The organism is Bacillus tuaregi, from assembly GCF_900104575.1.
Lineage (GTDB): Bacteria > Bacillota > Bacilli > Bacillales > Cytobacillaceae > Bacillus_BD > Bacillus_BD tuaregi.
On sequence record NZ_LT629731.1, the window covers coordinates 3,139,562 to 3,163,805 of the forward strand.

Annotated in this window: 26 protein-coding genes; 1 reads left to right on the forward strand and 25 read right to left on the reverse strand. The window is 39.4% G+C overall.

The genetic code is table 11. The annotated features are described in order from the left end of the window. Nucleotides 1–16: 16 nt before the first annotated feature. The gene (locus BQ5321_RS17460) at nucleotides 17–2,077 is read right to left on the reverse strand and encodes a sigma-54 interaction domain-containing protein (RefSeq protein WP_071395704.1); all 2,061 of its coding nucleotides are present in this window, start codon (nucleotides 2,075–2,077) and stop codon (nucleotides 17–19) included. A gap of 147 nt (nucleotides 2,078–2,224) precedes the next feature. Between BQ5321_RS17460 and BQ5321_RS17465 the strand changes: the two genes are divergently transcribed. Further along, entirely contained in the window at nucleotides 2,225–2,485 is a 261-nt protein-coding gene (locus BQ5321_RS17465) for a DUF2627 domain-containing protein (protein ID WP_071395705.1), read from the forward strand. Between the two features lie 76 nt (nucleotides 2,486–2,561). Here the strand turns inward: BQ5321_RS17465 and BQ5321_RS17470 are convergent, their stop codons facing one another. From BQ5321_RS17470 to BQ5321_RS17585, 24 genes are all read right to left on the reverse strand, one after another. Continuing rightward, a complete protein-coding gene (locus tag BQ5321_RS17470) occupies nucleotides 2,562–3,296 on the reverse strand; it encodes a glycerophosphodiester phosphodiesterase (RefSeq protein ID WP_071395706.1) in 735 nt (244 codons plus the stop codon). Between the two features lie 134 nt (nucleotides 3,297–3,430). Beyond that, nucleotides 3,431–4,222, reverse strand: coding sequence for a sporulation transcription factor Spo0A (gene spo0A / locus BQ5321_RS17475; RefSeq protein ID WP_071395707.1), 792 nt, complete (start codon nucleotides 4,220–4,222; stop codon nucleotides 3,431–3,433). A 314-nt stretch (nucleotides 4,223–4,536) separates the two neighbouring features. Further along, a complete protein-coding gene (gene spoIVB / locus BQ5321_RS17480) occupies nucleotides 4,537–5,826 on the reverse strand; it encodes a SpoIVB peptidase (RefSeq protein WP_071395708.1) in 1,290 nt (429 codons plus the stop codon). Nucleotides 5,827–6,016: 190 nt separating this feature from the next. Further along, complete coding sequence (recN, locus tag BQ5321_RS17485; RefSeq protein ID WP_071395709.1) at nucleotides 6,017–7,705, reverse strand: DNA repair protein RecN; 1,689 nt, start codon at nucleotides 7,703–7,705, stop codon at nucleotides 6,017–6,019. Between the two features lie 36 nt (nucleotides 7,706–7,741). Beyond that, complete coding sequence (ahrC, locus tag BQ5321_RS17490; RefSeq protein ID WP_071396964.1) at nucleotides 7,742–8,191, reverse strand: transcriptional regulator AhrC/ArgR; 450 nt, start codon at nucleotides 8,189–8,191, stop codon at nucleotides 7,742–7,744. A gap of 88 nt (nucleotides 8,192–8,279) precedes the next feature. Next, nucleotides 8,280–9,125, reverse strand: a complete 846-nt coding sequence (locus BQ5321_RS17495; protein ID WP_071395710.1) for a TlyA family RNA methyltransferase — start codon at nucleotides 9,123–9,125, stop codon at nucleotides 8,280–8,282. A 3-nt stretch (nucleotides 9,126–9,128) separates the two neighbouring features. Beyond that, nucleotides 9,129–11,021 carry a 1-deoxy-D-xylulose-5-phosphate synthase gene (gene dxs, locus BQ5321_RS17500; RefSeq protein WP_071395711.1) on the reverse strand — a complete coding sequence of 631 codons (1,893 nt, stop codon included), beginning with the start codon at nucleotides 11,019–11,021 and terminating at the stop codon, nucleotides 9,129–9,131. 293 nt (nucleotides 11,022–11,314) lie between these two features. Beyond that, the gene (locus BQ5321_RS17505; RefSeq protein ID WP_084786846.1) at nucleotides 11,315–12,202 is read right to left on the reverse strand and encodes a polyprenyl synthetase family protein; all 888 of its coding nucleotides are present in this window, start codon (nucleotides 12,200–12,202) and stop codon (nucleotides 11,315–11,317) included. A gap of 3 nt (nucleotides 12,203–12,205) precedes the next feature. Continuing rightward, the gene (xseB, locus tag BQ5321_RS17510; RefSeq protein ID WP_187143758.1) at nucleotides 12,206–12,442 is read right to left on the reverse strand and encodes an exodeoxyribonuclease VII small subunit; all 237 of its coding nucleotides are present in this window, start codon (nucleotides 12,440–12,442) and stop codon (nucleotides 12,206–12,208) included. A gap of 2 nt (nucleotides 12,443–12,444) precedes the next feature. After that, nucleotides 12,445–13,785 carry an exodeoxyribonuclease VII large subunit gene (gene xseA / locus BQ5321_RS17515; RefSeq protein ID WP_071395712.1) on the reverse strand — a complete coding sequence of 447 codons (1,341 nt, stop codon included), beginning with the start codon at nucleotides 13,783–13,785 and terminating at the stop codon, nucleotides 12,445–12,447. Nucleotides 13,786–13,911: 126 nt separating this feature from the next. Beyond that, nucleotides 13,912–14,301 (reverse strand): transcription antitermination factor NusB, encoded by a 390-nt coding sequence (gene nusB, locus BQ5321_RS17520; protein WP_071395713.1) that lies wholly within the window; start codon nucleotides 14,299–14,301, stop codon nucleotides 13,912–13,914. Nucleotides 14,302–14,562: 261 nt separating this feature from the next. Next, nucleotides 14,563–14,970: an Asp23/Gls24 family envelope stress response protein gene (locus BQ5321_RS17525; RefSeq protein ID WP_071395714.1), complete on the reverse strand. Its 408-nt coding sequence runs from the start codon at nucleotides 14,968–14,970 to the stop codon at nucleotides 14,563–14,565. 17 nt (nucleotides 14,971–14,987) lie between these two features. After that, nucleotides 14,988–16,343, reverse strand: a complete 1,356-nt coding sequence (gene accC / locus BQ5321_RS17530) for an acetyl-CoA carboxylase biotin carboxylase subunit (protein WP_071396967.1) — start codon at nucleotides 16,341–16,343, stop codon at nucleotides 14,988–14,990. 16 nt (nucleotides 16,344–16,359) lie between these two features. Beyond that, the gene (gene accB / locus BQ5321_RS17535; protein WP_071395715.1) at nucleotides 16,360–16,872 is read right to left on the reverse strand and encodes an acetyl-CoA carboxylase biotin carboxyl carrier protein; all 513 of its coding nucleotides are present in this window, start codon (nucleotides 16,870–16,872) and stop codon (nucleotides 16,360–16,362) included. 326 nt (nucleotides 16,873–17,198) lie between these two features. After that, nucleotides 17,199–17,762, reverse strand: coding sequence for a SpoIIIAH-like family protein (locus tag BQ5321_RS17540; RefSeq protein ID WP_071395716.1), 564 nt, complete (start codon nucleotides 17,760–17,762; stop codon nucleotides 17,199–17,201). Next, on the reverse strand, nucleotides 17,763–18,428 hold the full coding sequence (gene spoIIIAG / locus BQ5321_RS17545; RefSeq protein ID WP_071395717.1) for a stage III sporulation protein AG: 666 nt from the start codon (nucleotides 18,426–18,428) through the stop codon (nucleotides 17,763–17,765). After that, nucleotides 18,425–19,051 (reverse strand): stage III sporulation protein AF, encoded by a 627-nt coding sequence (spoIIIAF, locus tag BQ5321_RS17550; RefSeq protein WP_071395718.1) that lies wholly within the window; start codon nucleotides 19,049–19,051, stop codon nucleotides 18,425–18,427. Before spoIIIAF ends, spoIIIAG begins: the two co-directional genes overlap by 4 nt. An 11-nt stretch (nucleotides 19,052–19,062) precedes the next feature. After that, on the reverse strand, nucleotides 19,063–20,262 hold the full coding sequence (gene spoIIIAE / locus BQ5321_RS17555) for a stage III sporulation protein AE (RefSeq protein WP_071395719.1): 1,200 nt from the start codon (nucleotides 20,260–20,262) through the stop codon (nucleotides 19,063–19,065). A gap of 30 nt (nucleotides 20,263–20,292) precedes the next feature. Beyond that, a complete protein-coding gene (spoIIIAD, locus tag BQ5321_RS17560) occupies nucleotides 20,293–20,676 on the reverse strand; it encodes a stage III sporulation protein AD (protein WP_084786847.1) in 384 nt (127 codons plus the stop codon). A 20-nt stretch (nucleotides 20,677–20,696) separates the two neighbouring features. Beyond that, nucleotides 20,697–20,903, reverse strand: coding sequence for a stage III sporulation protein AC (gene spoIIIAC, locus BQ5321_RS17565; protein WP_009794945.1), 207 nt, complete (start codon nucleotides 20,901–20,903; stop codon nucleotides 20,697–20,699). Between the two features lie 19 nt (nucleotides 20,904–20,922). After that, nucleotides 20,923–21,438, reverse strand: coding sequence for a stage III sporulation protein SpoIIIAB (gene spoIIIAB, locus BQ5321_RS17570; protein WP_071395721.1), 516 nt, complete (start codon nucleotides 21,436–21,438; stop codon nucleotides 20,923–20,925). A 1-nt stretch (nucleotide 21,439) separates the two neighbouring features. Continuing rightward, nucleotides 21,440–22,363: a stage III sporulation protein AA gene (spoIIIAA, locus tag BQ5321_RS17575; RefSeq protein WP_071395722.1), complete on the reverse strand. Its 924-nt coding sequence runs from the start codon at nucleotides 22,361–22,363 to the stop codon at nucleotides 21,440–21,442. Nucleotides 22,364–22,551: 188 nt separating this feature from the next. Beyond that, nucleotides 22,552–23,109 carry an elongation factor P gene (efp, locus tag BQ5321_RS17580; RefSeq protein WP_071395723.1) on the reverse strand — a complete coding sequence of 186 codons (558 nt, stop codon included), beginning with the start codon at nucleotides 23,107–23,109 and terminating at the stop codon, nucleotides 22,552–22,554. Nucleotides 23,110–23,138: 29 nt separating this feature from the next. Then, nucleotides 23,139–24,200, reverse strand: coding sequence for a M24 family metallopeptidase (locus tag BQ5321_RS17585; RefSeq protein WP_071396968.1), 1,062 nt, complete (start codon nucleotides 24,198–24,200; stop codon nucleotides 23,139–23,141). Nucleotides 24,201–24,244 lie beyond the last annotated feature (44 nt).

Sequence of the window (24,244 nt, forward strand, 5' to 3'; positions counted from 1 at the left end):
TGCATGCGTATGAAAATTATTGCATGCTATTTTTTTCAATATTATATTTTCCAAGCTTATAATATAAATTCCTCAGTGATACCCCCAGCTCTTTAGCAGTCATCGTCTTATTACCGCTGTGTTTCATCAGTGTCCGAGCTATGATGTTCTTTTCATAGTCCTCGACCATCTCCGCTAACGTCCCTTCTAATTTGAATTTCTCTCCTCCCTGCCGTGGAGGCATGGTTGTTTGAAGATCAATTAGATGATTCACATCAATTAGTGACTCATTGTACTTCATGAAAATAATGGCTCTGCGCAGTATATTATCCAGCTCCCGAACATTCCCTGGCCAATCATAGGTTTGTAGTTTAGCCAATGCTGATACAGTCATACCTTCAATATTACGACCATACTCCTGGTTTATTTTTTCAATTAATCGCGAGGATAAAAGACTAATATCATCCTTCCGTATCCTAAGTGCCGGTATATGGATCGGCATTTGGTTTAATCGGTAAAATAAGTCCTCACGAAACACTCCATTGACCATAGCTTTTTCTAAATTAACATTCGTTGCAGCGATAACACGGACATTTAATGAAATCGGCTTGGTTCCACCCACCCTGATGATTTCATTCTCCTGGAGCACTCTTAACAATTTGACTTGCGTACCGATCGTTAATTCGCCAATCTCGTCTAAAAAGATGCTTCCATTATCAGCTTCCTCAAAAAGTCCTCTTTTGCCGCCACGCTTTGCACCGGTAAAAGCTCCTTCTTCATAGCCAAACAGCTCACTTTCAAGCAGAGATTCAGTTAAAGCAGCACAATTAACCCGAATAAACTTATTATATTTACGGTCACTGGCATTATGGATGGCATGCGCAAATAACTCTTTTCCTGTCCCGGATTCACCACGTAATAATATCGTGGCAGGTGTTTTTGCGGCCAGTTTTGCCTGTTCAAGTGCCAGCTTCATGATATCAGAGGTACCAACAATATCTTCAAACGAATATTTAGCTTCCAGCTTGCGGATAATTTGTCTTGCCCGATGCAATTCCCGATTTAAAATTTTTATTTCTGAGACATCATGAATGACCCCTACACTACCTTTTAGCTTTCCATCCACAATAATCGGAGCACCGTTAACAATCACCTCTTTTTTATTAGGACCTACCCGCATTGGAACGCCCCGTACCTCTCTCCGCGTTTTTAGCACCTTCAGATGTACACTCTCGCCATCGGCAATATCTGTTGTGGCAGGCTTACCAATCACCTCATCTTCCATTAACCCCGTAATCCTTGAATAAGCCGGGTTAATCATCATCCCAATGCCATGCTCATCCACAACGGAAATCGCTTCATTGCTCGAATGAAAAATGGCTTCTAGCTTCGTTTGAAATTCTTTGAGATCGGTAATTTGCTCAGCCAAGTGGACCGCTTCCGTTATTTCCTTAAAAACAGCGACAGCTCCAATTAACATTCCATTCTCATCAATAAGCGGAATTCTCGTTGAAATAATCTTTACACCGTTTTCCAGCATAAGCTCTTGATTATTTTCAACCTTTCTTGTTCGTAAAACCCGAGGTAAATGGCTTGATGGAATAACCTCATGAATACGCTTGCTAACTGCATGATTTTTAGTTGTTCCCATAATCTTTTCCGCACTTTTATTGAGGAGAATAACCCTTTCATCATTATCAATGACAATCATGCCATCATTGGTAGAATTGAAAATAAGGTTATACTTATAGGTTTCCTTTTGGATTCGTTTAATCAGTCTTTCCTTCTCTTTAAACAGCTTAACAAGCAAAAAGGCCACACTTCCTGGTATTATCACCGTTTCCTTCCCAAATACACTTCGCAAGTCAGCAAAAACCTCATAACTTCCTGTCACTTCTATAATCATATCAATGGTTTTATCCCTATACGGACGCCAATCACTATTTGTTTTTAGACCTTTCTGATTTGCCCATTTAATACCAGGGGCTTCCGGATTTACATCGATAACGGCTTCAATCGAAAGTGCTGCAGAATCTTGAATGATCTGCAGAATTGCCAAACCGCCTCTCCCTGCACCAACTATCATAACTGTTTGCATATATACTTCCTTCCTATGCAATTTCCTCTTTGTTATATTTTTTTGAAAATTCTTTCATATTTCCATTGTAATGTTTAGCATGGTTCTTGACAAATGCTCTCAATGATTTATTATTTTGATATATATGACAATGAAGGGAATATTTCAATGAACAGAATCGTAGCGCTCGTGATACTATTAATTCCTGGAATTATTGCCGCATTGGGTGTGAAGCTCATGAGAGATATGGTATTTAGCATTCTTCATAAACCCTTTCCGTTTTTATGGCTTCAATCTCTCACAGGCTTACTCATGTTTCTTATCGGGCTTGGCTTTATTGCTGGGTTTATTCTACATCGGGATCGAAAAAGAAATAAAGTTCAATCGCGTTTTCAATCAACCAATAAAAAGGATGAAAACATGAAATAAGAATTAAAAAAGCGAAGCTCCCAGTAATTACGGTTGCTTCGCCTTTTTCGCGTTAGTTTCATGGTGTAGCTATCATTTATGGTCTTGCTGTCCTCTGTCTAACCTTTATGGCTCTAACAGGGTCATCTGTTATAATGGCCGAACAACCTAATTTCATTAATCGGGCCATATCTTTTTCCTTGTTTACTGTATAGGGTCTAACCACAATTCCGTAACTTTCAGACTGCTGAATTATATCATCCGTTAAGCCTTTATACTTTGGATGGATGCCTTTTGCCCGAATGGATTCAGCATAAATCCATGGCATATACATGACTTGTCCCATTAACGGTGCAGTCTCTATTTCCGGGGCCTGTCGATAGCAGGTAACAATACTGTAATGATTAAAGGATGAAAGGATAATTCGGTCGCTCAGCTTATATTGCCGAACAAGCTCAATTACCTTTTCCTCCATACCATCATATGGAAAAATCCCATTTTTAAGCTCAATATTACATACCATTCTATTTCCGGATAACCATTCTAACACCTCCCGCAAAAGAGGAATCGGCTCCTTTTTAAGCAGTGTTTTCATTTTATATCCTGCATCCAGCTTTTTTAAAGCATTATAGGTTATATCCTTCACATTTCCTTTGCCATTTGTTGTACGGTCCACGCTTTCATCATGAATCACAACGACCTCACCATCTTTTGTTAATTGGACGTCTAGTTCAATTCCATCAGCACCGGCTTTTTCTGCCTCCGTAAAAGCGAGCATGGTATTTTCAGGATACTGTGCCGAATAGCCTCGATGGGCAAATATGAGCGTCATGTTAACTCCCTCCTAAAAGGACCTTTTCGCATCTGAACCGAAACAAAAGGTCTGATTTCATTCATACCGGTAATGTATATATAATCCGGATAAAATGAAATCAGACCTTTTTTCATATCATTTGACTAACTCTTTCAAGAAGCGCGGTGTTCAAGACGTAGCTTATCCGCAACCATCGCAATAAACTCAGAATTTGTTGGTTTTGCCTTTGTCATCGATACGGTGTAGCCGAATAAAGAAGAAATCGATTCAATATTCCCACGGCTCCATGCGACTTCTATTGCATGACGGATGGCGCGTTCCACCCTGCTTGCTGTCGTATTGTATTTTTTAGCAATATCGGGATATAAAACTTTTGTAATGGAGCCAAGTAGCTCAATATCATTGTATACCATTGAAATAGCTTCACGTAAATACATGTAGCCTTTAATATGCGCAGGTACACCAATCTCATGAATGATGCTTGTGATGCTTGCATCTAGATTCTTTGGTTTTGATTCTGTTTGCGCACGATAACCACCTGATGCTGGTTTTCTTAATACAGATGTTGACTTTCCGCTTACTTGACGAATATGGCTCGCTAAATGCTCCATATCAAATGGCTTTAAAATGAAATAGGATGCTCCTAATTCAACAGCTTTCTTCGTCACATCCTCCTGTCCAAAGGCTGTAAGCATAATGACATTTGGAGTAGGCTGATTATCCATTTCATGTAACTTTCCAAGCACAGCAAGCCCATCCAAGTGCGGCATAATAATATCTAGCACAAGTACGTCCGGAGTTACCGTTTCAAGCATATCAAGGCAGTCCTGACCATTATGAGCTACACCGGCAACTTCCATGTCTTCTTGGGAATTAATAAATTCTTCTAATAGGTTTACTAGTTCACGATTATCATCAACTACACATACTTTTATTTTTTTCACTATTTGTTTCCTCCTCATTCCCTTAATTTCTTAATTATTCCATATTAAACGCACAAGAAAAAACGTCTCTGATCGATAGCATTATGTTGATAGTATATAGTTATATTCTAAATGAGAAATTCGACAATGCAACCGAAAATCCTTTTCATTTTTTATTTTTTCTAAATAAATCATGAAAATCATTATTTTTCTTTCGTTTTCTCGCGTTTTCGACTTTATCCGCTATCCTCTTTTGGGTTTGTCGAAAAATCTTTATTTATTATGGTAGAAGAACCAATCAATTCAAAAAAAGACGGGAGAACCCGTCTTTTTTGTTAAGAAGCTTTTTCATGCGGCTTCTCATATATGTCTATACCAGCCTCATTCAACATCCATTCTAAATGAACGCCGTAGCCTGAGGTGGGATCATTTACAAATACATGGGTTACTGCTCCAATTAATTTTCCATCTTGTATGATTGGACTTCCACTCATCCCCTGTACAATTCCACCCGTCTTTCCAAGCAGTTCGGGGTCTGTTACCTTAATCACCATCCCCTTGGTGGCTGGGAATTTCTGTGGAATCGTGCTGACAATCTCAATATCAAAAAGCTTAACTTCATCATCTTCTACCACGGTTAATATTTGTGCTGGACCCTCTTTTACTTGATGTGATAATGCGATTGGCAGTGGCTCGTCCATAACACCATTTCGAATGTCACGACTTAACTCACCAAAAATTCCATATGGACTGTTTCGTTTAATATTTCCAATTACTTCTTTATCCGAAGAGAAACGCGCAAGCTTTTCACCTGGATTTCCATTACTGCCTTTTTCAATTGAAGTGACTGTTGATTTTACAATTTGACCATCGTCCACTACAATTGGCTTTTTTGTATCCATATCAGAAATCACATGACCCAAAGCACCATATTTTCTCGATTCTGGATGATAGAAGGTCATCGTCCCAATACCGGCAGCAGAATCACGGATATACAAACCAAGCTTATAATTTTCTTCCCCTTTTTCTTTTTGCGGCATTAGTTCTGTTTCGACCTTCCCACTTTCCCTTGATAGCCTAATCTTTAACGGCTTCTCATTTTGTCCGGCCTCTTGAACAAACGGAGCTACATCCGTCATTTTCTCTATCTTCTGGCCATTAATTTCTGTAATGATATCTCCAACTTGGATACCGGCTGTTTCCCCCGGCGAAACCTTCCCTTCCTCTGTTGTTACTTGATGATGTCCGACAACTAAGACACCAATCGTATTTAACTTCACACCAATGGATTGACCACCCGGTATTACTTTAAAATCTTTTAGAACATTTACATCTACTTTCTTTACCGGAAAACCAGCAAGTTCTAAAAACATTTCATTTTTCCCTTGTTCTTTTGCCTGTAATGAGACTGACTTGTCATCTTGACTAAGGGCAACAATAGAATTATCTGAAGATAAAGAAGCTGATACGGACACTGCTTTAGACATATCAAGCTTTTGACCTTCAAAAAGCGTTATATGATTTGGAATATGAAGATATTCCTGAACTGGTTTCATAAAACATATAGCAATTAATGAAACAAGGAGAATTCCACCAATTAGTTTTCTATAGAAGTCTTTCCTCAAAACACATTCACTCTCCTCGCTTCTAGTCCAACCCGTCTTAATGGCTACATCATTAATTTTGCCTGCAAGTAGCACATTTATAACCTACACGTCAATAAAAATACTGTACACATAGGAAATAAATCGCAGTATAAAAAATAATGAGCCACCAAATAATAAACCTCTGAAACCAAGCGGCTTCAGAGGTACTTTAAAAAACCTTACTATTATGTGCCATAAGTAGTAATTCCTTCGCATGCTCCTTCGTTAAATCCGTAATCTCAGCACCGGAGATCATACGACCAATTTCTTTGATTTTATCTTCTTCACTAAGTGGAGTAACCTTTGTTTTAGTTCGTCCATCCTTCATTTCCTTTGTAATATATAAATGAGTATCGGCCATAGCCGCTACCTGTGGTAAATGGGAAATACAAAGAACCTGTGAATCGATTGACACATGGTGAATTTTTTCAGCTATAGCCTGTGCTACCCGGCCGCTAACACCCGTATCGACTTCATCAAATATAATCGAGGTAACCTCTTGATGCTTGGAGAAAATACTTTTTAAGGCAAGCATAATCCTTGAAAGCTCACCACCTGAGGCAATTTTTGATAAGGGCTTTAATGGTTCTCCCGGGTTTGTCGAGATATAGAATTCAACATCATCCAAACCGGTTTTTGTAATAAATTTCTCTCCACTCTCAAACCTAACTTCAAAGACTGTTTTCTGCATATACAGCTCTTGTAATTCAGCGTGAATGGAGTCAGTTAGCTCTTGGGCAAACTTCTTACGTAAGCTGCTGAGCTCATTACCTTCAATCAATAAATCCTTTTTTAAGGATTGAAGCTCTTTTTGCAGTTGGTCAATATGCGTTTCTTTATTTTGCAGCTTTTCGAGTTCTTCTTCGATTTTTGCTCCATATTCCAAAATAGCTTCTATTGAGTGACCATATTTTCGTTTTAGCTGATTCATTTCATTTAATCTGTCTTCAATGATATTTAATCTCTCCGGATCAAATTCAAGGTTATCTAGCTCTGAGCGTAACGATTTAGCGGCATCCTCCAATACATAATAGCTATTGGCAATAGATTCAGAAAGCTCCTTATAATCAGGGTTTAACGCAGCGGCATCCTCCACCTGACTCATGACAAGGCTAATCCAATCAAGCCCCTTTTGTTCCCCCTGGAGAGCGTTATAACCTGAATGAACAGCCTCATATATTCGTTCAAAATTTGAAAGCCGCTTTTTCTCTTCCAATAGCGCCTCATCTTCATTTAACTTTAGGTTTGCCTGCTGAATTTCAGAAAGCTGAAACTGAATTAAATCTACTCGATGGGCCATTTGCTGCTCATTTTCATTCAAGCTTTTCAGCTTCCTTGCCGTCTGCTCGTAGGCATGATAAATGGCCCCATACTCCTCTATCGCGGAAGCAATTTCATTTTTCCCGTATTGGTCAAGGAGGGATAGATGCCTAGCTTCGTCCATCAGCTCCTGATGCTCATGCTGACCGTGAATATCAACAAGTGTGCCACCAATCTCCCTAAGAATGGCGATTGTAACAAGCTTACCATTAATCCGGCATACACTCTTTCCGCTTTTGGAGATTTCACGTCTCAACACAATCATTTCGTCTTCAATCTCTATCCCAAATTCACTTGCTTTTATGTAGATGGGGTGTGTAGGCTTTTCGATTTGAAAAAGTCCTTCTATCTCCGCACGGGCTTCGCCATGACGGACAAAATCAGAAGAACCTCTACCACCGACAAGTAAATGAATAGCATCAATGATAATGGATTTACCAGCACCGGTTTCCCCTGTTAATACGGTTAAACCTTTTTCAAAAGATATTGATAGGGCTTCAATAATAGCAAAGTTCTTAATTGATATTTCACTTAGCAAATTTCCCACCTCTTTAATCAAATTCGCTCTGGCGAATTAGAGCAATCCGAGAAAACGATTTGAAATGGTAACTGTATCTTCTTCGGTACGGCAAATAATTAATATCGTGTCATCACCGCTGACTGTACCCAATATTTCTTCCCATTCAAGATGGTCAATTAAAGCCGCTATGGCCATTGCATTACCAGGCAATGTTTTCATTACTAAAAGATGACTGGCTGAATCAATGCGTACAAAAGCATCAATTAAATTTCTTTTTAGCTTTTGCAGCGGGTCAAAGCGTCGATCAGCGGGAAGACTATATTTATAACGTCCATCTGTTAGCGGGACCTTTATCAAATGAAGCTCTTTAATATCACGTGAAACCGTAGCCTGTGTCACATTATAGCCTGCATTTTTTAGCGCTTCTACAAGATCATCCTGTGTTTCAATATCATTATTCGTTATAATTTCACGAATTTTTATATGTCGTTGACCTTTAGTCATTTTCTCACCTCTTATACCATTCCCGTTCAAATCTATCCCTCTTATCTTAGCGGATTTTGTCAGCTTTCTCAATTAAGAGAATGAATAATTATTCATTCTCTTTTTTATCCTTTGCTTTTAGGTCGCTATGGGCTGTCTGAACAATATCCATTGGTGCTGATATTAATTCATTGATCCCCTGTTCTTTTTCACCTGACCAATATAAATGCAACAGGAATTCGATATTCCCTTCTCCACCCGTGATAGGGGAAAAGGATAGATTTTTCACATCATAGCCTAATTTCAGGGAGTAATCGATCATAGAGGTAATGACACTTTCATGAACCTTCGGATCTCTAACGATGCCTTTTTTTCCTACCTGATCTCTGCCGGCTTCAAATTGAGGCTTTACAAGCGCTACTACATCACTTCCAGTAACAAGCAATGTTCTAAGCACAGGTAGTATCAGCTTTAAAGAGATAAAAGAAACATCAATCGAAGCAAAATTCGGCATCTCAAAAGTGAAGTCACTAGGCGTTACATACCGAAAGTTTGTCCTTTCCATGACAACAACCCGTTCATCCTGTCTGAGCTTCCACGCCAATTGATTATAACCAACATCTACAGCATAGGACATCGCTGCGCCATTCTGGAGAGCACAATCAGTAAACCCTCCAGTTGAAGCACCAATATCGAGCAGAATCTTCTCTTTAATATTTAAATCAAATACCTGTAATGCCTTCTCCAGCTTGAGACCGCCTCTTGACACATAAGGTAGTGTCTTTCCTTTCACCGTCAGCTTGGAATCAGCAGGGATTTTTTCCCCTGGCTTATCTAATCGGCTTTCATTACAATAGACAATTCCAGCCATGATGGCTCGTTTAGCCTTCTCCCTTGTTTCAAACAAGCCTTGCTCCACCAACAATACATCTACACGTTCCTTCTTACTCTTCATTTTTCATGCCCTTTTTTGTTTTTTTATAACCATTGTACTGATATTCTTGATAACTTCGTCTACTGTTAAACCAATTTCTTCCCATAACACTTTGACACTTCCATGTTCTATAAAATGATCAGGAATACCGATACGACTGATTTCTGTATCATGAAACCCATGACCATGTGCAAACTCTAATACTGAACTGCCAAACCCACCCTGGAGAGCGGCTTCTTCGATAGTTAAAATTGGAATATCTAATTGAAGAATAGCTGTTAATAAATGATGATCTAAAGGCTTGATAAAGCGGGCATTAATGACCTTTATTGTACTGCCTTGCTTCTCTAAGCGAGAAGCCGCTTCCAACGCCAGTGGAATCGTTGTCCCAAAGGTAATAATGACTGCATCATGACCTTCCTTTAATACTTCCCATGAACCAATAGGAATCGCCTTTAAGGTTTCATCCATTGGAACGCCTAGTCCATTACCACGAGGGAACCTTAAGGCAATCGGACCATCATCATATTGCAAGGCGGTATAAACCATGTGCTGACCTTCATTTTCATCCTTTGGCATCATAATAACTAAATTCGGAAGATGACGAAGATAGGCAATATCAAAGATTCCATGATGGGTTTCACCATCTGCTCCAACGAGACCGGCACGATCGATGCCAATAAAAACATTGAGATTTTGGCGACAGATATCATGAACCACTTGATCATAGGCACGCTGTAAGAATGTTGAATAAATCGCTAAAAACGGCTTCATATTTTGCGTCGCAAGTCCAGCCGCTACAGTTGCGGCATGCTGCTCGGCAATCCCGACGTCAAACATCCGCTCCGGAAACTCCGAAGCAAACCCTTCAAGCTTCGAGCCTACAGGCATTGCAGGTGTAATCGCTACAATTCGTTCATCCTCCCTTGCCAATCTTCTCACCGTTTCACTTATGAGTTTACTCCATGCAGGCGGTGAGCTAACCGGTTTAAGGAAATCGCCTGTATCGATTTTGTAAGGTCCGGTCCCATGCCAATTACCTGTGCGGTCACTTTCTGCCGGGTCATACCCTTTCCCCTTCTTAGTCAGTACATGCAGTAAAATAGGACCATCCATTTTCTTAGCATAATTAAGATTTTCCAACAAATCTTCATAATTATGTCCGTCGACAGGACCCAAATAAGTAAAACCTAACTCTTCGAAAAAGACACCAGATACAAGTAAATATTTTAAGCTATCCTTCACTCGTTCTGCCGTTGAGGCTAGCTTTCCACCTACAGCGGGAATTTTCTTCAGCAGCATTTCCAGCTCATCCTTCGCCCACTGATACTTACCAGCAGTACGAAGACGTCCTAATACACTATGAAGCGCTCCGACATTTGGAGCAATCGACATTTCGTTATCATTTAAGATGACAATCATATTTTTCTTTTCATCACCGATGTGATTTAACGCTTCCAAGGCCATTCCGCCAGTAAGCGCCCCGTCGCCTATAATAGGAATAATATACGAATTCTCTTTTCTGAGATCCCTTGCAATCGCCATACCCATAGCAGCCGATAAGGAGGTTGAGCTGTGACCGGTTTCCCATACATCATGTTCACTTTCACCGATTTTTGGGAATCCACTCAGTCCCTTATATTGACGCAATGAGTCAAAATCCTTCGCCCTGCCTGTTAATATCTTATGGACATAAGTTTGATGTCCAACATCCCAAATCAATTTGTCCTTAGGACTGTTAAAGGCTTTATGGAGGGCGATAGTTAATTCAACCACTCCAAGATTTGGACCGATATGACCTCCTGTAACAGAAAGCTTGCTAATTAAAAATTGGCGGATTTCTTTACTCAGCTCCTCCAATTCATTAATAGAAAGATTTTTGAGAAACGAGGGGTCTTTAATATCTAAAAGATCCATATCTTTGGATCACTCACTTTCATTTTCAATTTAATTCATATTCTTTCCTTCCTATTGATGTAAAAGAAGGATATTTATTAGCATTTTTCCGAATCATTACGGGTTAACCGCAAAAAAAAGGTTCTGTTATCTCGATATAACATTAGATTACCTTATCATAACCGATTTTCCAAACCATTTTATAAAAAAGCGAATAGGAAACGGCTCCTATTGAAAAAATAACCGCTAGCACATTTAAAGTGTTAACGGTATTCTTCCATAAATGGCTACGTTTTTTATCAAAATAACAGTGATTAATAATTTCTATTCTCGACAAGGTCAGTTATTTCTTCTAATATTTGTGTGTCCTCATCTAGTTTTAGAAGAAAGTCTTTCGCTAACTGAATTTGCTTCATGAGTTCTGCTTTAGCGCCATTAATTCCCAGAAGTGCTGGATAAGTCGTTTTGTGATTCCCCTCATCGCTTCCAACCGGCTTACCAATCACTGCTTCATCTCCATCAACATCAAGAAGGTCATCACGTATTTGAAAAGCCAGTCCTAAATGGTAGGAAAATTGCTTTAGCCAATTCCTTTTTTCTTCATTGACTCCCGCCAGAATGGCTCCCGCCAGAACACTGCCTGTAAGCATTTTACCGGTTTTATGAACATGAATATATTCGAGCTCTTCTAAACTTAATTCCTTTTCCTCTCCTAGCATATCAGCGACTTGACCTGCTACCATTCCTTCAGCACCAGAGCTTTGGGCAATGAGTCGCACCAGCTCAAGCTTCGCTTCCGCCTCTATACCCGGTGTTTCAACAATCAGTTGAAAGCTGTATGTTAAAAGCGCATCCCCTGCCAGGATGGCGTTTGCTTCTCCAAACACTTTATGATTGGTCGGTTTTCCCCTTCTTAAATCATCGTTATCCATACTCGGTAAATCATCATGTATTAATGAATAAGTATGAATCATTTCAATTGCCGCTGCTGAATTCAAGCCAATCTCTGGATTTTTTTGAAAGGCGTGTAGTGTAGCAAATAACAAGAGCGGCCTTATTCTTTTTCCTCCTGCCTCTAAAGAGTACTGCATCGCTTCCTTTAAAACCTGAGGAGCTTGTAATCGATTAATGGTTTTCTGTAGATATTCTTCGAGTAATGTTTTATATTTTGTAGAAAAAGATTCCAACTGTAGGATTGACAACGTTTACTCCTCCTCTGGAATAGAAAAGTTCTCTTTATGTCCATCTGCGGTCAATATTTGTGTAAGCTGTTCTTCAACGTTTTTCAGCTTATCATGACACAGCTTCGACAGCTCCATTCCCTTTTTATAAATCGTGATCGCTTCTTCTAACGGGACATCTCCCTCCTCAAGCCTTTCCACGATTGTTTCCAATTGTTCCATTGCCTCTTCAAAGGTAATTGATTTTCCCTCTGGCACCATACTCACTCCTCTTTGTCAGTCACTTGACACATTAGTGCTCCATCTGACAACTTGATCCGCACTGTATCCTTTATCTGTACATTCCTTGAACTTTTAAGTAACTGTCCTTCATTATTATAAGTAAGACTATAGCCACGTTCCATAATTTTTAATGGGCTTAAGGCCTCTAAGGTAGATAATCTATTTGAAAAATCCGCCTCTTTTTTAGCTAGAACCGACATCATCGCCTTTGTTAGCGACTTGAGTGATTTTTCATAATGAACCGTTGCTTCCTGTAGCTTGGCATCGGGATGATTTCGCGCTAGTCTTTTTTCAATGAGCTCCAACTGCGCTTCTTTCACAGTAAAAAGCTTCTGGGAGTTAGTGAAGAGCTGCTCTGTCCTTTTATCCAGCTCTTCAAGCTTTTGCTCATACAGCCTGTGCGGATACCTGAAAGCATAGGACCTTTCCATCCGTTCAAGCTTACTACTTTGCAGACTGATTTTTTCCTTAATTGCACGGATTAAGCGAGTCTGCCTCGTCAGGACTCTTTCAGCCCATTCATCCACATGCGGAACAGCCAATTCAGCAGCACCTGTTGGGGTTGGAGCCCTAAGATCGGCAACAAAATCGGCAATTGTAAAATCTGTCTCATGACCGACCGCTGATATTATGGGAACTTCTGATTCATAGATAGCTCTTGCCACCATCTCCTCATTAAAGGCCCATAATTCCTCGATGGAGCCTCCACCCCTACCAATAATTAAAACGTCTACCTGATTTTTTGTATCATTTGCCTGCTTAATCGCCGATACAATGGAAGGTGCGGCCTGTTCGCCTTGAACTAGAGCAGGAAATATTAATACATTTCCAATCGGGTAACGCCTTTTAATCGTCGTTAATATATCCCGAATGGCCGCACCGGTTGGGGACGTAACAACACCGATTGTATTAGGAAACTGAGGCAGGTTCTTTTTATTGTCTGAAGCAAATAGGCCCTCTTTTGCCAATTTTTCTTTTAACTGTTCAAATGCTAAATAAAGGTCACCAATGCCATCTGGCTGCATTTCTTTTACATAAATTTGATATTGTCCACTCGACTCAAATACGCTCACGCTGCCACGTAACAAGACCTTCATTCCGTTTTCAGGCGAGTACTTTAGCTTCTTATTAGCACTCGAGAACATGACAGCCAAAATTCTCGCCCTTTCATCCTTTAGCGTAAAATACATATGTCCACTGGAATGCTGCTTATAGTTTGATATTTCCCCTTTAACAAACACATCTTGAAGATGGGGGTCTGCATCAAATTTTCTTTTGATATATTTGGTTAACGCAGTAACCGTTAAAAAACGCTGCTCCATCCTTACAAGCTCCCTTATCTGAAATGCGGAAGGCTGGTCCTTCACTTTCTCATCGTCACCGCTTATGACCTTACCTTAAGCGATTAAGCGCTGCAGCTTAGGACCATTTACAATCACAAAAGGTATTTATAAAGTATTTTTCACCTTTGAAAGAACTCCGTTAATAAACTTGCTTGATTGCTCATCGCCGTAAATCTTCGCAATTTCAATTGCCTCATCTAAGACAACATTTGCCGGTACATCCTCCCCGCAGTAAAGCAATTCATATACAGCCAAACGTAAAATATTGCGGTCAACGTTGGCTAACCGTTCAAGTGTCCATTTCTCTAAATGTTTAGAGATTATTACATTTATTTCTTCCATATGATTCACGACACCATTGACAAGGTTCATTAAATAAGGATCATTCGGCTCTCCTTCAAGTACATGTTCCATAGCGTCACTTATCGTTGTTTGACTCATTTCAATTTGAAAGATAGCCTGTAAAGCCTTTTCTCTAGCAGTTCTTCTTTTCATTACGTTCTATAACTCCTTTAGTATGTAATGGGCGAAACCCAAGATTATCAATATGTGTTTACACTATCATGTCCATTTTCACATAAGACGATAATAGCATATCTCGAGAGTATTCGCACTTCTATGCAGGTTTTATTTTTGTGTTTTTCAACTGGATATTATATATTCATAACATTTGGTATTCCAATTCGTTTAATACTCTTTTTCTTCATTACGGTAACATAAAAATACCAAGGACGTTATGTCCTTGGTATTTTTATGTTACATTTCATCTTCGATTTCTATTTCTTGGTTACTATTTTCAAACTGGATTCCTACCACATGAACATTTATCTCGACTGTTTCCAAGGCGGTCATATCTAAAAGAGCTTGACGAATATTATCTTGAATGCCTTGTGCTACATTTGGAATAGAAACACCAAATTTCATTACACAATAAACATCGACTTTGATACCTTCCTCAAGCAATTCAACCTTAACACCTTTTCCATGATTCTTTTTTCCTAGACGTTCAACGACTCCAGAAGCAAAATTTCCTCTCATTTGTGCTACACCTTCAACTTCAGATGCAGCTATCCCAGCGATTACCTCAATAACCTCAGGGGCTATTTCCACTTTTCCAAGATTATTGCTACCCGGACTCATTTCTAGAATGTTGTTTACGCTCATAATGGTACCTCCTATTATTACATTGATTTCATCACATCATGTAACTCCAAGAACTTTGTATTGAATTCACCGTTTACGAATTTTTCATGGTTTAGCAATTTAAGGTGGAATGGAATCGTTGTGTGAACACCCTCAATCACAAATTCACTCAAAGCTCTTTTCATTCTGGCAATAGCTTCATCACGAGTTTTTCCATATGTGATAACCTTTGCAATCATTGAATCATAATACGGAGGAATCGCATACCCTGGGTAGGCTGCTGAATCAACACGTACTCCTAAACCGCCAGGTGGTAGATACATATTAATTTTCCCTGGAGAAGGCATGAAGTTTTTAGCAGGATTTTCTGCGTTAATACGGCATTCAATAGACCATCCATTAAATTCAACATCCTCTTGACTCAAACTTAATCTCTCACCAGAAGCAACGAGAATTTGCTCCTTAATTAAGTCTGTTCCAGTTACCATTTCTGTAACAGGATGCTCTACCTGGATTCGTGTATTCATCTCCATAAAATAAAACTTACGATTGCGGTAGTCATATATAAATTCTACCGTGCCTGCACCAGTATAATCAACTGCCTTTGCAGCCTTTTTCGCTGCCGTTCCCATTTCTTCACGAATTTCACCATCTAATGCCGGTGATGGTGTTTCTTCAAGAAGCTTTTGCAGCCTTCTTTGGATGGAGCAGTCTCTCTCTCCTAAATGAATCACATTTCCATAATTATCGGCCAATACCTGTATTTCAACATGACGGAAATCTTCGATATATTTTTCAAGATAAACCCCTGGATTACCAAATGCAGTCATGGCTTCCTGTTGTGTAATGTTGATTCCCTTAACGAGTTCATTTTCATCACGAGCAACACGAATTCCTTTTCCGCCTCCGCCAGCGGTTGCTTTAATAATCACAGGATACTCGATTTTATTAGCAAGTTCAATTGCTTCGTCTACTGTATTAATAATTCCTTGAGAACCAGGAACAATAGGTACTCCAGCTTCTCTCATTGTCTCACGAGCAACATCCTTTGTACCCATTTTAGAGATGGCCTCTGGAGTTGGGCCGACAAAGATGATATTGCAATCACGGCATAACTCGGCAAAATCAGCATTTTCCGCTAAAAACCCATAGCCTGGATGAATCGCATCACAGCCCGTTTTATTTGCAATACTGATAATGTTTGTAACATTTAAATAACTATCCTTTGAAGCAGTTGGTCCAATACAGTAGGCTTCATCTGCAAGCTGAACATGGAGTGCATCTTTGTCAGCTTCTGAATATACAGCTACTGATTCAATTCCAAGTTCGCGACAAGCACGAATAATTCTTACCGCAATTTCTCCCCTGTTTGCGATCAATAATTTCTTTATCATCATTTTGTGCAACTCCTTATTCAGGCTTAACTAGGAACAACGGTTGTCCAAACTCTACCAACTGTCCGTCTTTTACTAATACTTCAACAATTTCACCGTCTACCTCTGCTTCAATCTCATTAAATAGCTTCATTGCTTCTACAATACATACAATAGAGTCTTTAGAAACCTTTGCTCCTACCTTAACATATGGATCTGAATCAGGTGTTGGTGATTGATAGAAAGTACCCACCATTGGTGACGTGATACTATGTAAATCAGATGTATCTTTGATTTCTGTTTTTTCTGGCTTTGCCTCAGTCTGTACTGCTACAGCTTTTTCCACTGGTGCTTCTTGTACCACTGGTTTTTGTACAACTTCTGTTACCGTTTTTTCCACTGGTTGTTCAACTGTCTTGACAACATTAACAGATCCGCCTACGTTCTTCTTCATTTTAATTTTTGAGCCATCATGCTCAAAAGTAAACTCCTCGATTTTCGAGTGATCAATTAGTTTGATTAATTCCCTGATTTCCTGCACCTTTAACATGTTAAAATGCCCCCTGTTTAAATTATCGCCCATCTCAGGCAGACCAAAATTTTGTAAAACGGTCTTATGTAATCAGATACTAATATCATACGATAAGACCTGATAAAAAAACAACAATTAATGGTCTAGTCTTTAATTTCGACATTAATTGTCATTTTCCTTTATAATATTCAAAAAAAAGAGAAATTTCTACACTTTATCTGTTACATAACAAAAAAGAGAGAAGTTTCTATACTTCTCCCTTTTTTTATAGGCTTTATTAAAATGGTTATTAATTTCCATTTAAGAACAATATAATCCTGAAGCCATATTTCTAAAGTAGCCTTTTATTTAGCCATTTGAAATTCTACAACAGCGTGAAGAGGACCTAGTTCACTTCTAACTGTTTGAATAATTTTATTTGCCTCTGAAGCAGATTGTTTTTCTGCCTTTACGGTAATATTCACTTGGTCACCATCAGCACGTACTAATACATCCTCATAATTCATAGATTTAATTAATGTTTCCAACAATAGCTCCTTTTGAGCTATTTCATTTAATTCATCCATTTGTTCTTTTGCTTCACTGCGATCCTCCACAGGAAGATCAGTGGAAGCGATTCTTTTCGTTAAATCTTCCTTCATTTGACTCCGCTCATCCTGCAGCTGCATACGGAGTGTTTCAAATGCTTCATCACCAGCAGCGTTTGTGATGATTTCTGCATCCTCCTGTGCACCACTGGAAACAGCATCATCTGCATTTTTCTCCGGATTCTCCTCTGCATCCTTCTTCTCCTCAATGGCTGCTAATTCATTCTGCTGCTGTTCTGGCGACGTAAGATAATAAACGGATAAAACGACAACTAAACTCAGCATTGTTAATAACCAGACTGTTTGCTTTTTTAATAACATTTACGAATCCCCCTTCGTTTTTTTCGGTAAAACAGAAACACGATGCTCCGGAACATCCAGTGCCCTAGTGACGGCCTCTTTAATCCACTTTTTCACTTGAATATTCTCAGCACCCTTTGCCACAACCAAGACACCACGAATTTCCGGTTTTTTCGTTTCTAGTACAATCGGAACTTCTTTATCTCCGTCCTGGATGATGACAAGCTGTTCATCTGAAGAAGTATCCTCGACTTTTCTTTTCCCTCCCTCACGGTCAGTCTCATCTGTGACCTGTGACTGAGTTTTAATATTTTTTTCTAGTACTTTTTTCTCGGTTGAGTCGACGTTTACGACAACTGTTACATCACTAACACCTACAATCGTATCAAGAGCCTCTTTTATTTGATTTTCATAGGCCTGTTCATATTCTTCTATCACATTATTACCGGATGCTTTCCCTTGGCCGAAGGTTTCCACATCCTCCTGCTGGTTTTCGTCCTTATTAAAAGCCGGTAGTGCATTTTGGGCCGTTTCATCATTTATGAATAGATTTCCAGCTAGCATAAACCCTGCCCCGAATAAAACAACTAGAACTAAATAAGGATATTTTCCTTTTTTATTATCGCCCTGCTCATCTTTTGAAAATTGCTTTTTCAACCATGAGAACGGTCCTTTATGCTGTTTCATTCTGCTGACTTGCCCCCCCTTTCTATTTGAAGATCAATTAATTGGTCATCAATACTCCATTTATCGGAAAGGAGCTGGATTATATTTGCGTTATTTTCTGTTTTTTCCTCCGTCACAAGCGGTTCTGCTGTATTAATTTCGACTGGATTGATTGCAACAATAGCATCTGTTTCATCACTTGGTTCCTGTAGCTGTATGACTACCTTCTGCAAATTCTCAGGGAAAGGGCGTTGATTATCTTTATCTACTAATAAATTCAGATCTGTAATCACTAAACCGTATTGGTCCATCAACTCCTCCTCTGCGTCCTTTTTCAGCTGGACAGCCATTTGTTTTAAAATATATGCATCTTGTGAGGCTTGTATTTCAGTTTTCTGTGAATCTATTAAATTTTTTATATTATGTTCCTCATGGTTTCCGAAATCTGGAATTGAAGCCATTGTTGCTTCGAAATCTTGAGAAATCAGCTTAAAAATAGGCGATAATATAATCGCAATTAACAACAAGCCAATAACCATTTTTGTATATTTTTGAAACTTTGAATTCGGGAGCAGCATGTCAATCATCATCGCAAATAGTACAAATAGGATAATATTCGTTACCCATTCCTTAATAAATTCCATGCAGCACCTCCCTACCTCACCATAATGGTTAAATTACCGGCCGCAACAATGACCGTAATACTTAAAAAGAACATGAGAGACACGATGGAAAGGGCAGCGAAGACATAAATGATGCTTTTCCCAATGATATCCAGGCATTTAATGATGGGTCCGCCGCCTAATGGCTGTAGAATGGCAGCGGCAAACTGATAGATAAGGGCAACAATTAATATTTTTAAAGCTGGAAACGCAACAATAATAAGTAAAATGGCCACACCAGCGATCCCGACAGTATTTTTCAATAATACAGAAGCACTGAGGACCGTATCGGTGGCATCTGTAAACATTCTTCCTATTACAGGAATAAAGTTTCCGGTAATAAATTTAGCCGTCCGAATCGTAATGCCGTCCGTAATAGCCGCTGATGCCCCTTGGACAGAAATCACCCCTAGAAATATAGTAAAAAAAAGACCTAAGAGGGCAATGCTAGCATTACGAAGCAGGTTGGCAAGCTGGGTTACTTTGTACTGATCACTTAATGCACTGACAACGCTTAACAGCGTTGCCAAAAATAATAAGGGCAGGACAATATATTGAATGAAAACACCGCTCATATTCATTAAAAATAGGATAATTGGATGAAAAAAGGCTGCGGAGACCAATCCCCCTGACGCGGCAATAAGCGCGAGTAACAAAGGGATGAGCGCCATAATAAAGCTGGTCATTGTCCTTATGGCATCAAGTGCATATGTAACCGCAACATGGAAGCTGTTCAAGGCAATAATGACTAACACCATAAAAATAACAGCATAAGCTACTTTACTAATCGTGCCACTTTCAAATGCATTTTGTAATGACTGTAAAAACATGCTAAAGACTGTTAGCATGACGAGTGTTCCGAGCAGCTTCCCATTAGCAATAAATTCATGAAAAGCATATTTCATAGCACCCGAGAACCATTCTTTAAAGGAAAACTCTCTCTCTCCTTTAACAAAATCATAGAGACTGCCCTTTTGACTTTCTGGCAGGAAACCACCATATTCATCCATAATGTCCTCCCAAAATGCTTTCAGTTCATCCAAATCTAATGATTCCAACTGAGAATCTACTAAATCCTGGATTCCAGATTCCACAATTGGATCCTCTTCTTGTGGCGAGGCTTGTACACTAGGGATGAGGAGAAAGGACGCGACAACATAGAATAGTAGAAAAATAGATAACCGCTGCTTCATTTCTTTCACCTCTCTAGAAAATGCTCAAGATTAATTTGGAATCAAGCTAATGATGGTTTCAACCAAAACAGTCAAAATGGGGATGGCCATAGCTAATATCAATATTTTCCCACCCAACTCGATTTTCGAAGCCATGGAGCCTTGACCTGCATCCTTCGAAATTTGTGCAGCGAATTCTGCAATATAGGCGATACCAATTATTTTCAAAATCGTTTCTACATAAACAGAATTCACACCTGCATTGAGTGCCATTTTCTCAATCATAGAAATGATGGCATAGATTTGATCGACTAAAAATAAAAAAATCGCACATCCAGTAAAGACAATCAGTAAAAAAGCAAGGTTAGGCTTTTGTTCTTTTATGATTAAGGCAAGGAAGGTGGCAACTAGCGCAATTCCAATTATTTGGAAAATTTCTATCGCCGATCCCCCCTTTACCCTTGAAATAAAAAGACCGATTTAATTTTTTGAAAAAGATCATCCACAATCGATGCAACCATAAATAAAATGTAGATAAAGCCAAATAATGTCACCCATTGGGCATATTCCTTTTTTCCAACCTGGTCAAGGATTGTGTGTAAGAAGGCAACAACAATCCCAACCCCAGCAATTTTAAAGATAATATCAACCTCAAGACCCATTTTATTTCCCCCTCATAAGCTACATTAATAATATGCTTAATAATAGACCCGCTAGAAATCCTATGCTTTTAACCATTTTTTCATATCTAGTCTGCTTTTCACGTGCTTCACTTTCCTCTCTTTCCAAGTGGGTCAAGGTAAGCAAAATTTGTTTCTGCTGGGAAAGCCGGTCATGACGCCCGAGAGTTTCACCAAATTGCTTCATAATTTCAAATTCATTTTTCTTAAATGCTGTTTGAGCCCAGATTTCCTTTAAGCTCCCTTCCCATGCATCGCGGACAATCGTTTCAGATTCAGTCAGCTTCTGAGCAAAAATTGAAAAGAAGCGATTAATTGGATTTGGCAGCTGTGCCGCCAGTCTCCTTGATGCCTCATGGAGAGGAGTATGACCGTACATAATTTCTGCCTCTAATGATTGTAGAGCTGTTTTTAACACACGAAGCTGACGTGGACGTTCTGACAGCTGTCTCGCAGCTTCAAACCCTGTCCAGGTTGTGGCAAAAATAATCAAAATTGCACCGGTTAGTTTAATCACATCAATCCACTCTCACTCTAGATTCAAGCTCTCGGCCTTCATGATCTAATACGCTAATAATGGTGCCTGGTCCAACACTCCGACCTAATATTATAAAGCGTTGAAAGATACCTTCCTGAAGGATGGCTTTTAGCGTTGGCCGTTTGCAAATCTCAGCAAATGAGTCACCATGAGTCGTCATCATCAGCTTAATCCCTGCGTTTACTGCCTCCAAAATAGCTTCTGAATCCTCTTTCCTGCCTATCTCATCCACAATAAGCACATCTGGACTCATGGAACGAATCATCATCATCATCCCTTCCGCCTTTGGACACGCGTCCAGTACATCCACTCTTGGTCCAAACGACATTTGCGGAATTCCTGCGACACAACCGGCAATCTCTGACCGTTCATCGACAATGCCGACCTTTGCTGCCTTAAATTTCCCACCTGCATCACCGCTTGAAATAATACGGGCAATATCTCTTAGCATTGTGGTTTTTCCCGTTTGTGGCGGACCAATAATCATTGTATGAAGCCAGTTCCCTACGTATATATCGTTAATAAGCTTATCGGCAATGCCTATTTTTTCACTTGCGATTCGGATATTAAACGATGCAACTTCTTTAATTGCTTTCACCCTGCCTGCTTCAAGCACAACCTTTCCTGCTAGACCGACCCTATGTCCTCCTTCAATCGTTATAAAACCGCGTTTTAGTTCCTCTTCAAGAGCGTATAAGGAAAAATGACTAATTTTATTCAGTAAGTGAACAGCATCCTCCTGCTGTACTAGATAGGGGAAAAAATGTGCAGTACCTCTTGCTGAAATCTCGAGAGGTCGATTGACTCGGACACGAATTTCTTCTATTTCTTGCATCTCGTTAGGAGGGAGGCGCTTAATTTGATGGGAGATATTTTTTGGTAAAAAGGACAGAACTACTTCCACTATGATTTTCCTCCTCTTTTCTTGTATGAATGGCACTCATTAAAATGTATGCCTGCTTGGCCACAATATGACCTTGTTTTATTAGAGTTCATACATAAAAGACAAAGGTGTACATGAAGAAAAGATTTATTCATAAAGCAAAAAAGCAACAGCTTCGTTAGGCTGTTGCTTTTTTGCTTTACATTATATTAAGCTCTTGATACATAGCTTCCATCAGTTGTATTGATGATTAAACGATCACCTTGGTTAACAAAGAATGGTACTTGAACAATCAGACCTGTTTCAAGTGTCGCTGGCTTGGTACCGCCAGAAGCAGTATCACCTTTTATTCCTGGTTCTGTTTCTGTCACTTCTAATTCCACTGTGTTTGGAAGCTCAACACCAAGCGTCTCACCTTGGTATAACATAATATGTACTTCCATATTTTCTTTCAAGAACTTTAATTCATACTCAATGCTTGCTGCTGCTAATTCAATTTGATCATATGACTCTTGGTCCATAAACACATGTTGATCCCCGTTTGCATAAAGGTACTGCATTCTACGGTTATCAATTTGAGCTTTTGCTACTTTTTCACCTGCACGGAACGTTTTTTCTTGGATAGCCCCTGTTCGTAAGTTACGAAGCTTAGAGCGAACAAACGCTGCACCTTTACCTGGTTTAACATGTTGGAAATCTAATACACGCCAGATTCCTCCATCCACTTCAATTGTTAAGCCTGTACGAAAATCGTTTACTGAAATCATATAAATAAATCCTCCTAAAAATGATGAAGTTATAGTACAATGAGTTCTTTTTCTGAATGGGTCAGCGTTTCATTCCCTTTAGGTGTAATTACGGTATCATCTTCAATCCGAACACCGCCAAGTCCCGGAATATAAATTCCCGGTTCAACGGTTACGACCATGCCTGGTTCAAGAACAAGGTCCGACTTTAGTGAAAGAGCTGGACCTTCGTGTACTTCCAGTCCAATTCCATGTCCTGTCGAATGACCAAAATACTCACCATAGCCTTTTGCGGTTATATAATCCCTTGTAAGAGCATCGGCTTCCTTCCCGCTCATACCTGGCTTAATACCAGCAACACCAAGTTTTTGTGCTTCTAATACAATATCATAAATTTCTTTTAATTTTGCATCAGGTTCACCCACTGCTATGGTACGAGTGATATCTGAAACATATCCATGATAATAGGCGCCGAAATCAAGCGTAACCAAATCGCCTATTTCAATCAGCTTATCTGAAGCAACACCGTGCGGGAGGGCAGAACGATATCCTGAAGCCACAATCGTATCAAAGGAAGATGAAGTAGCGCCTGCTTTTCTCATAAAGAACTCCAATTCATTCGAAATCTCCAGCTCAGACACTCCAGGTTGAATAAATTGTAAAATATGAGTAAAGGCCGCATCCGCAATCTCGGCCGCTTCCTTTAATATCTTAATCTCTGCTTCACTCTTAATCAAGCGTAATTTTTCTATCATCCCTGAAACAGGAACTAGTTCAGCCTGAATGACCGACTCAAACTCTTTAAAGGTGGAGTATGTAACATAGTCTTGTTCAAAACCGAGCTTTTTAATCGCAAGCGAGGTTACCTGGTTTGCAATTTCATCAGACATACTTTTCTGTTGCTGGACAATATCAAAGCCTTCACACTGCTTTGATGCTTGTACAACATAACGGAAATCGGTAATAAAAACGGCTTTATCAAGACTAATAAGCACAACGCCTGCAGATCCAGTGAAATTTGATACATAGCGCCGATTATATGGACTCGTAATTAAGATACCGTCCAATCCTTGAATTTCAATCGCAGCACGGAGTTTGTCTAGTTTTTCCAATTGATCCTCTCCTTTAACGTTCGAAGGTGTCTCAAGATGCTGGC

Excerpts from the sequence above, each read along its gene's own strand:
- spoIIIAC (WP_009794945.1), bottom strand. The coding sequence starts at position 20,903 with ATGGGTCTTGAGGTTGATATTATCTTTAAAATTGCTGGGGTTGGGATT.
- BQ5321_RS17540 (WP_071395716.1), bottom strand. The coding sequence starts at position 17,762 with ATGTTATTAAAAAAGCAAACAGTCTGGTTATTAACAATGCTGAGTTTA.
- xseB (WP_187143758.1), bottom strand. The coding sequence starts at position 12,442 with ATGGTGCCAGAGGGAAAATCAATTACCTTTGAAGAGGCAATGGAACAA.
- BQ5321_RS17495 (WP_071395710.1), bottom strand. The coding sequence starts at position 9,125 with ATGAAGAGTAAGAAGGAACGTGTAGATGTATTGTTGGTGGAGCAAGGC.
- nusB (WP_071395713.1), bottom strand. The coding sequence starts at position 14,301 with ATGAAAAGAAGAACTGCTAGAGAAAAGGCTTTACAGGCTATCTTTCAA.
- BQ5321_RS17460 (WP_071395704.1), bottom strand. The coding sequence starts at position 2,077 with ATGCAAACAGTTATGATAGTTGGTGCAGGGAGAGGCGGTTTGGCAATT.
- efp (WP_071395723.1), bottom strand. The coding sequence starts at position 23,109 with ATGATTTCAGTAAACGATTTTCGTACAGGCTTAACAATTGAAGTGGAT.
- spoIIIAE (WP_071395719.1), bottom strand. The coding sequence starts at position 20,262 with ATGAAGCAGCGGTTATCTATTTTTCTACTATTCTATGTTGTCGCGTCC.
- spoIIIAG (WP_071395717.1), bottom strand. The coding sequence starts at position 18,428 with ATGAAACAGCATAAAGGACCGTTCTCATGGTTGAAAAAGCAATTTTCA.
- spoIIIAF (WP_071395718.1), bottom strand. The coding sequence starts at position 19,051 with ATGGAATTTATTAAGGAATGGGTAACGAATATTATCCTATTTGTACTA.
- xseA (WP_071395712.1), bottom strand. The coding sequence starts at position 13,785 with ATGGAGCAGCGTTTTTTAACGGTTACTGCGTTAACCAAATATATCAAA.
- accC (WP_071396967.1), bottom strand. The coding sequence starts at position 16,343 with ATGATAAAGAAATTATTGATCGCAAACAGGGGAGAAATTGCGGTAAGA.
- BQ5321_RS17525 (WP_071395714.1), bottom strand. The coding sequence starts at position 14,970 with ATGAGCGTAAACAACATTCTAGAAATGAGTCCGGGTAGCAATAATCTT.
- ahrC (WP_071396964.1), bottom strand. The coding sequence starts at position 8,191 with ATGACTAAAGGTCAACGACATATAAAAATTCGTGAAATTATAACGAAT.
- accB (WP_071395715.1), bottom strand. The coding sequence starts at position 16,872 with ATGTTAAAGGTGCAGGAAATCAGGGAATTAATCAAACTAATTGATCAC.
- BQ5321_RS17465 (WP_071395705.1), top strand. The coding sequence starts at position 2,225 with ATGAACAGAATCGTAGCGCTCGTGATACTATTAATTCCTGGAATTATT.
- dxs (WP_071395711.1), bottom strand. The coding sequence starts at position 11,021 with ATGGATCTTTTAGATATTAAAGACCCCTCGTTTCTCAAAAATCTTTCT.
- BQ5321_RS17470 (WP_071395706.1), bottom strand. The coding sequence starts at position 3,296 with ATGACGCTCATATTTGCCCATCGAGGCTATTCGGCACAGTATCCTGAA.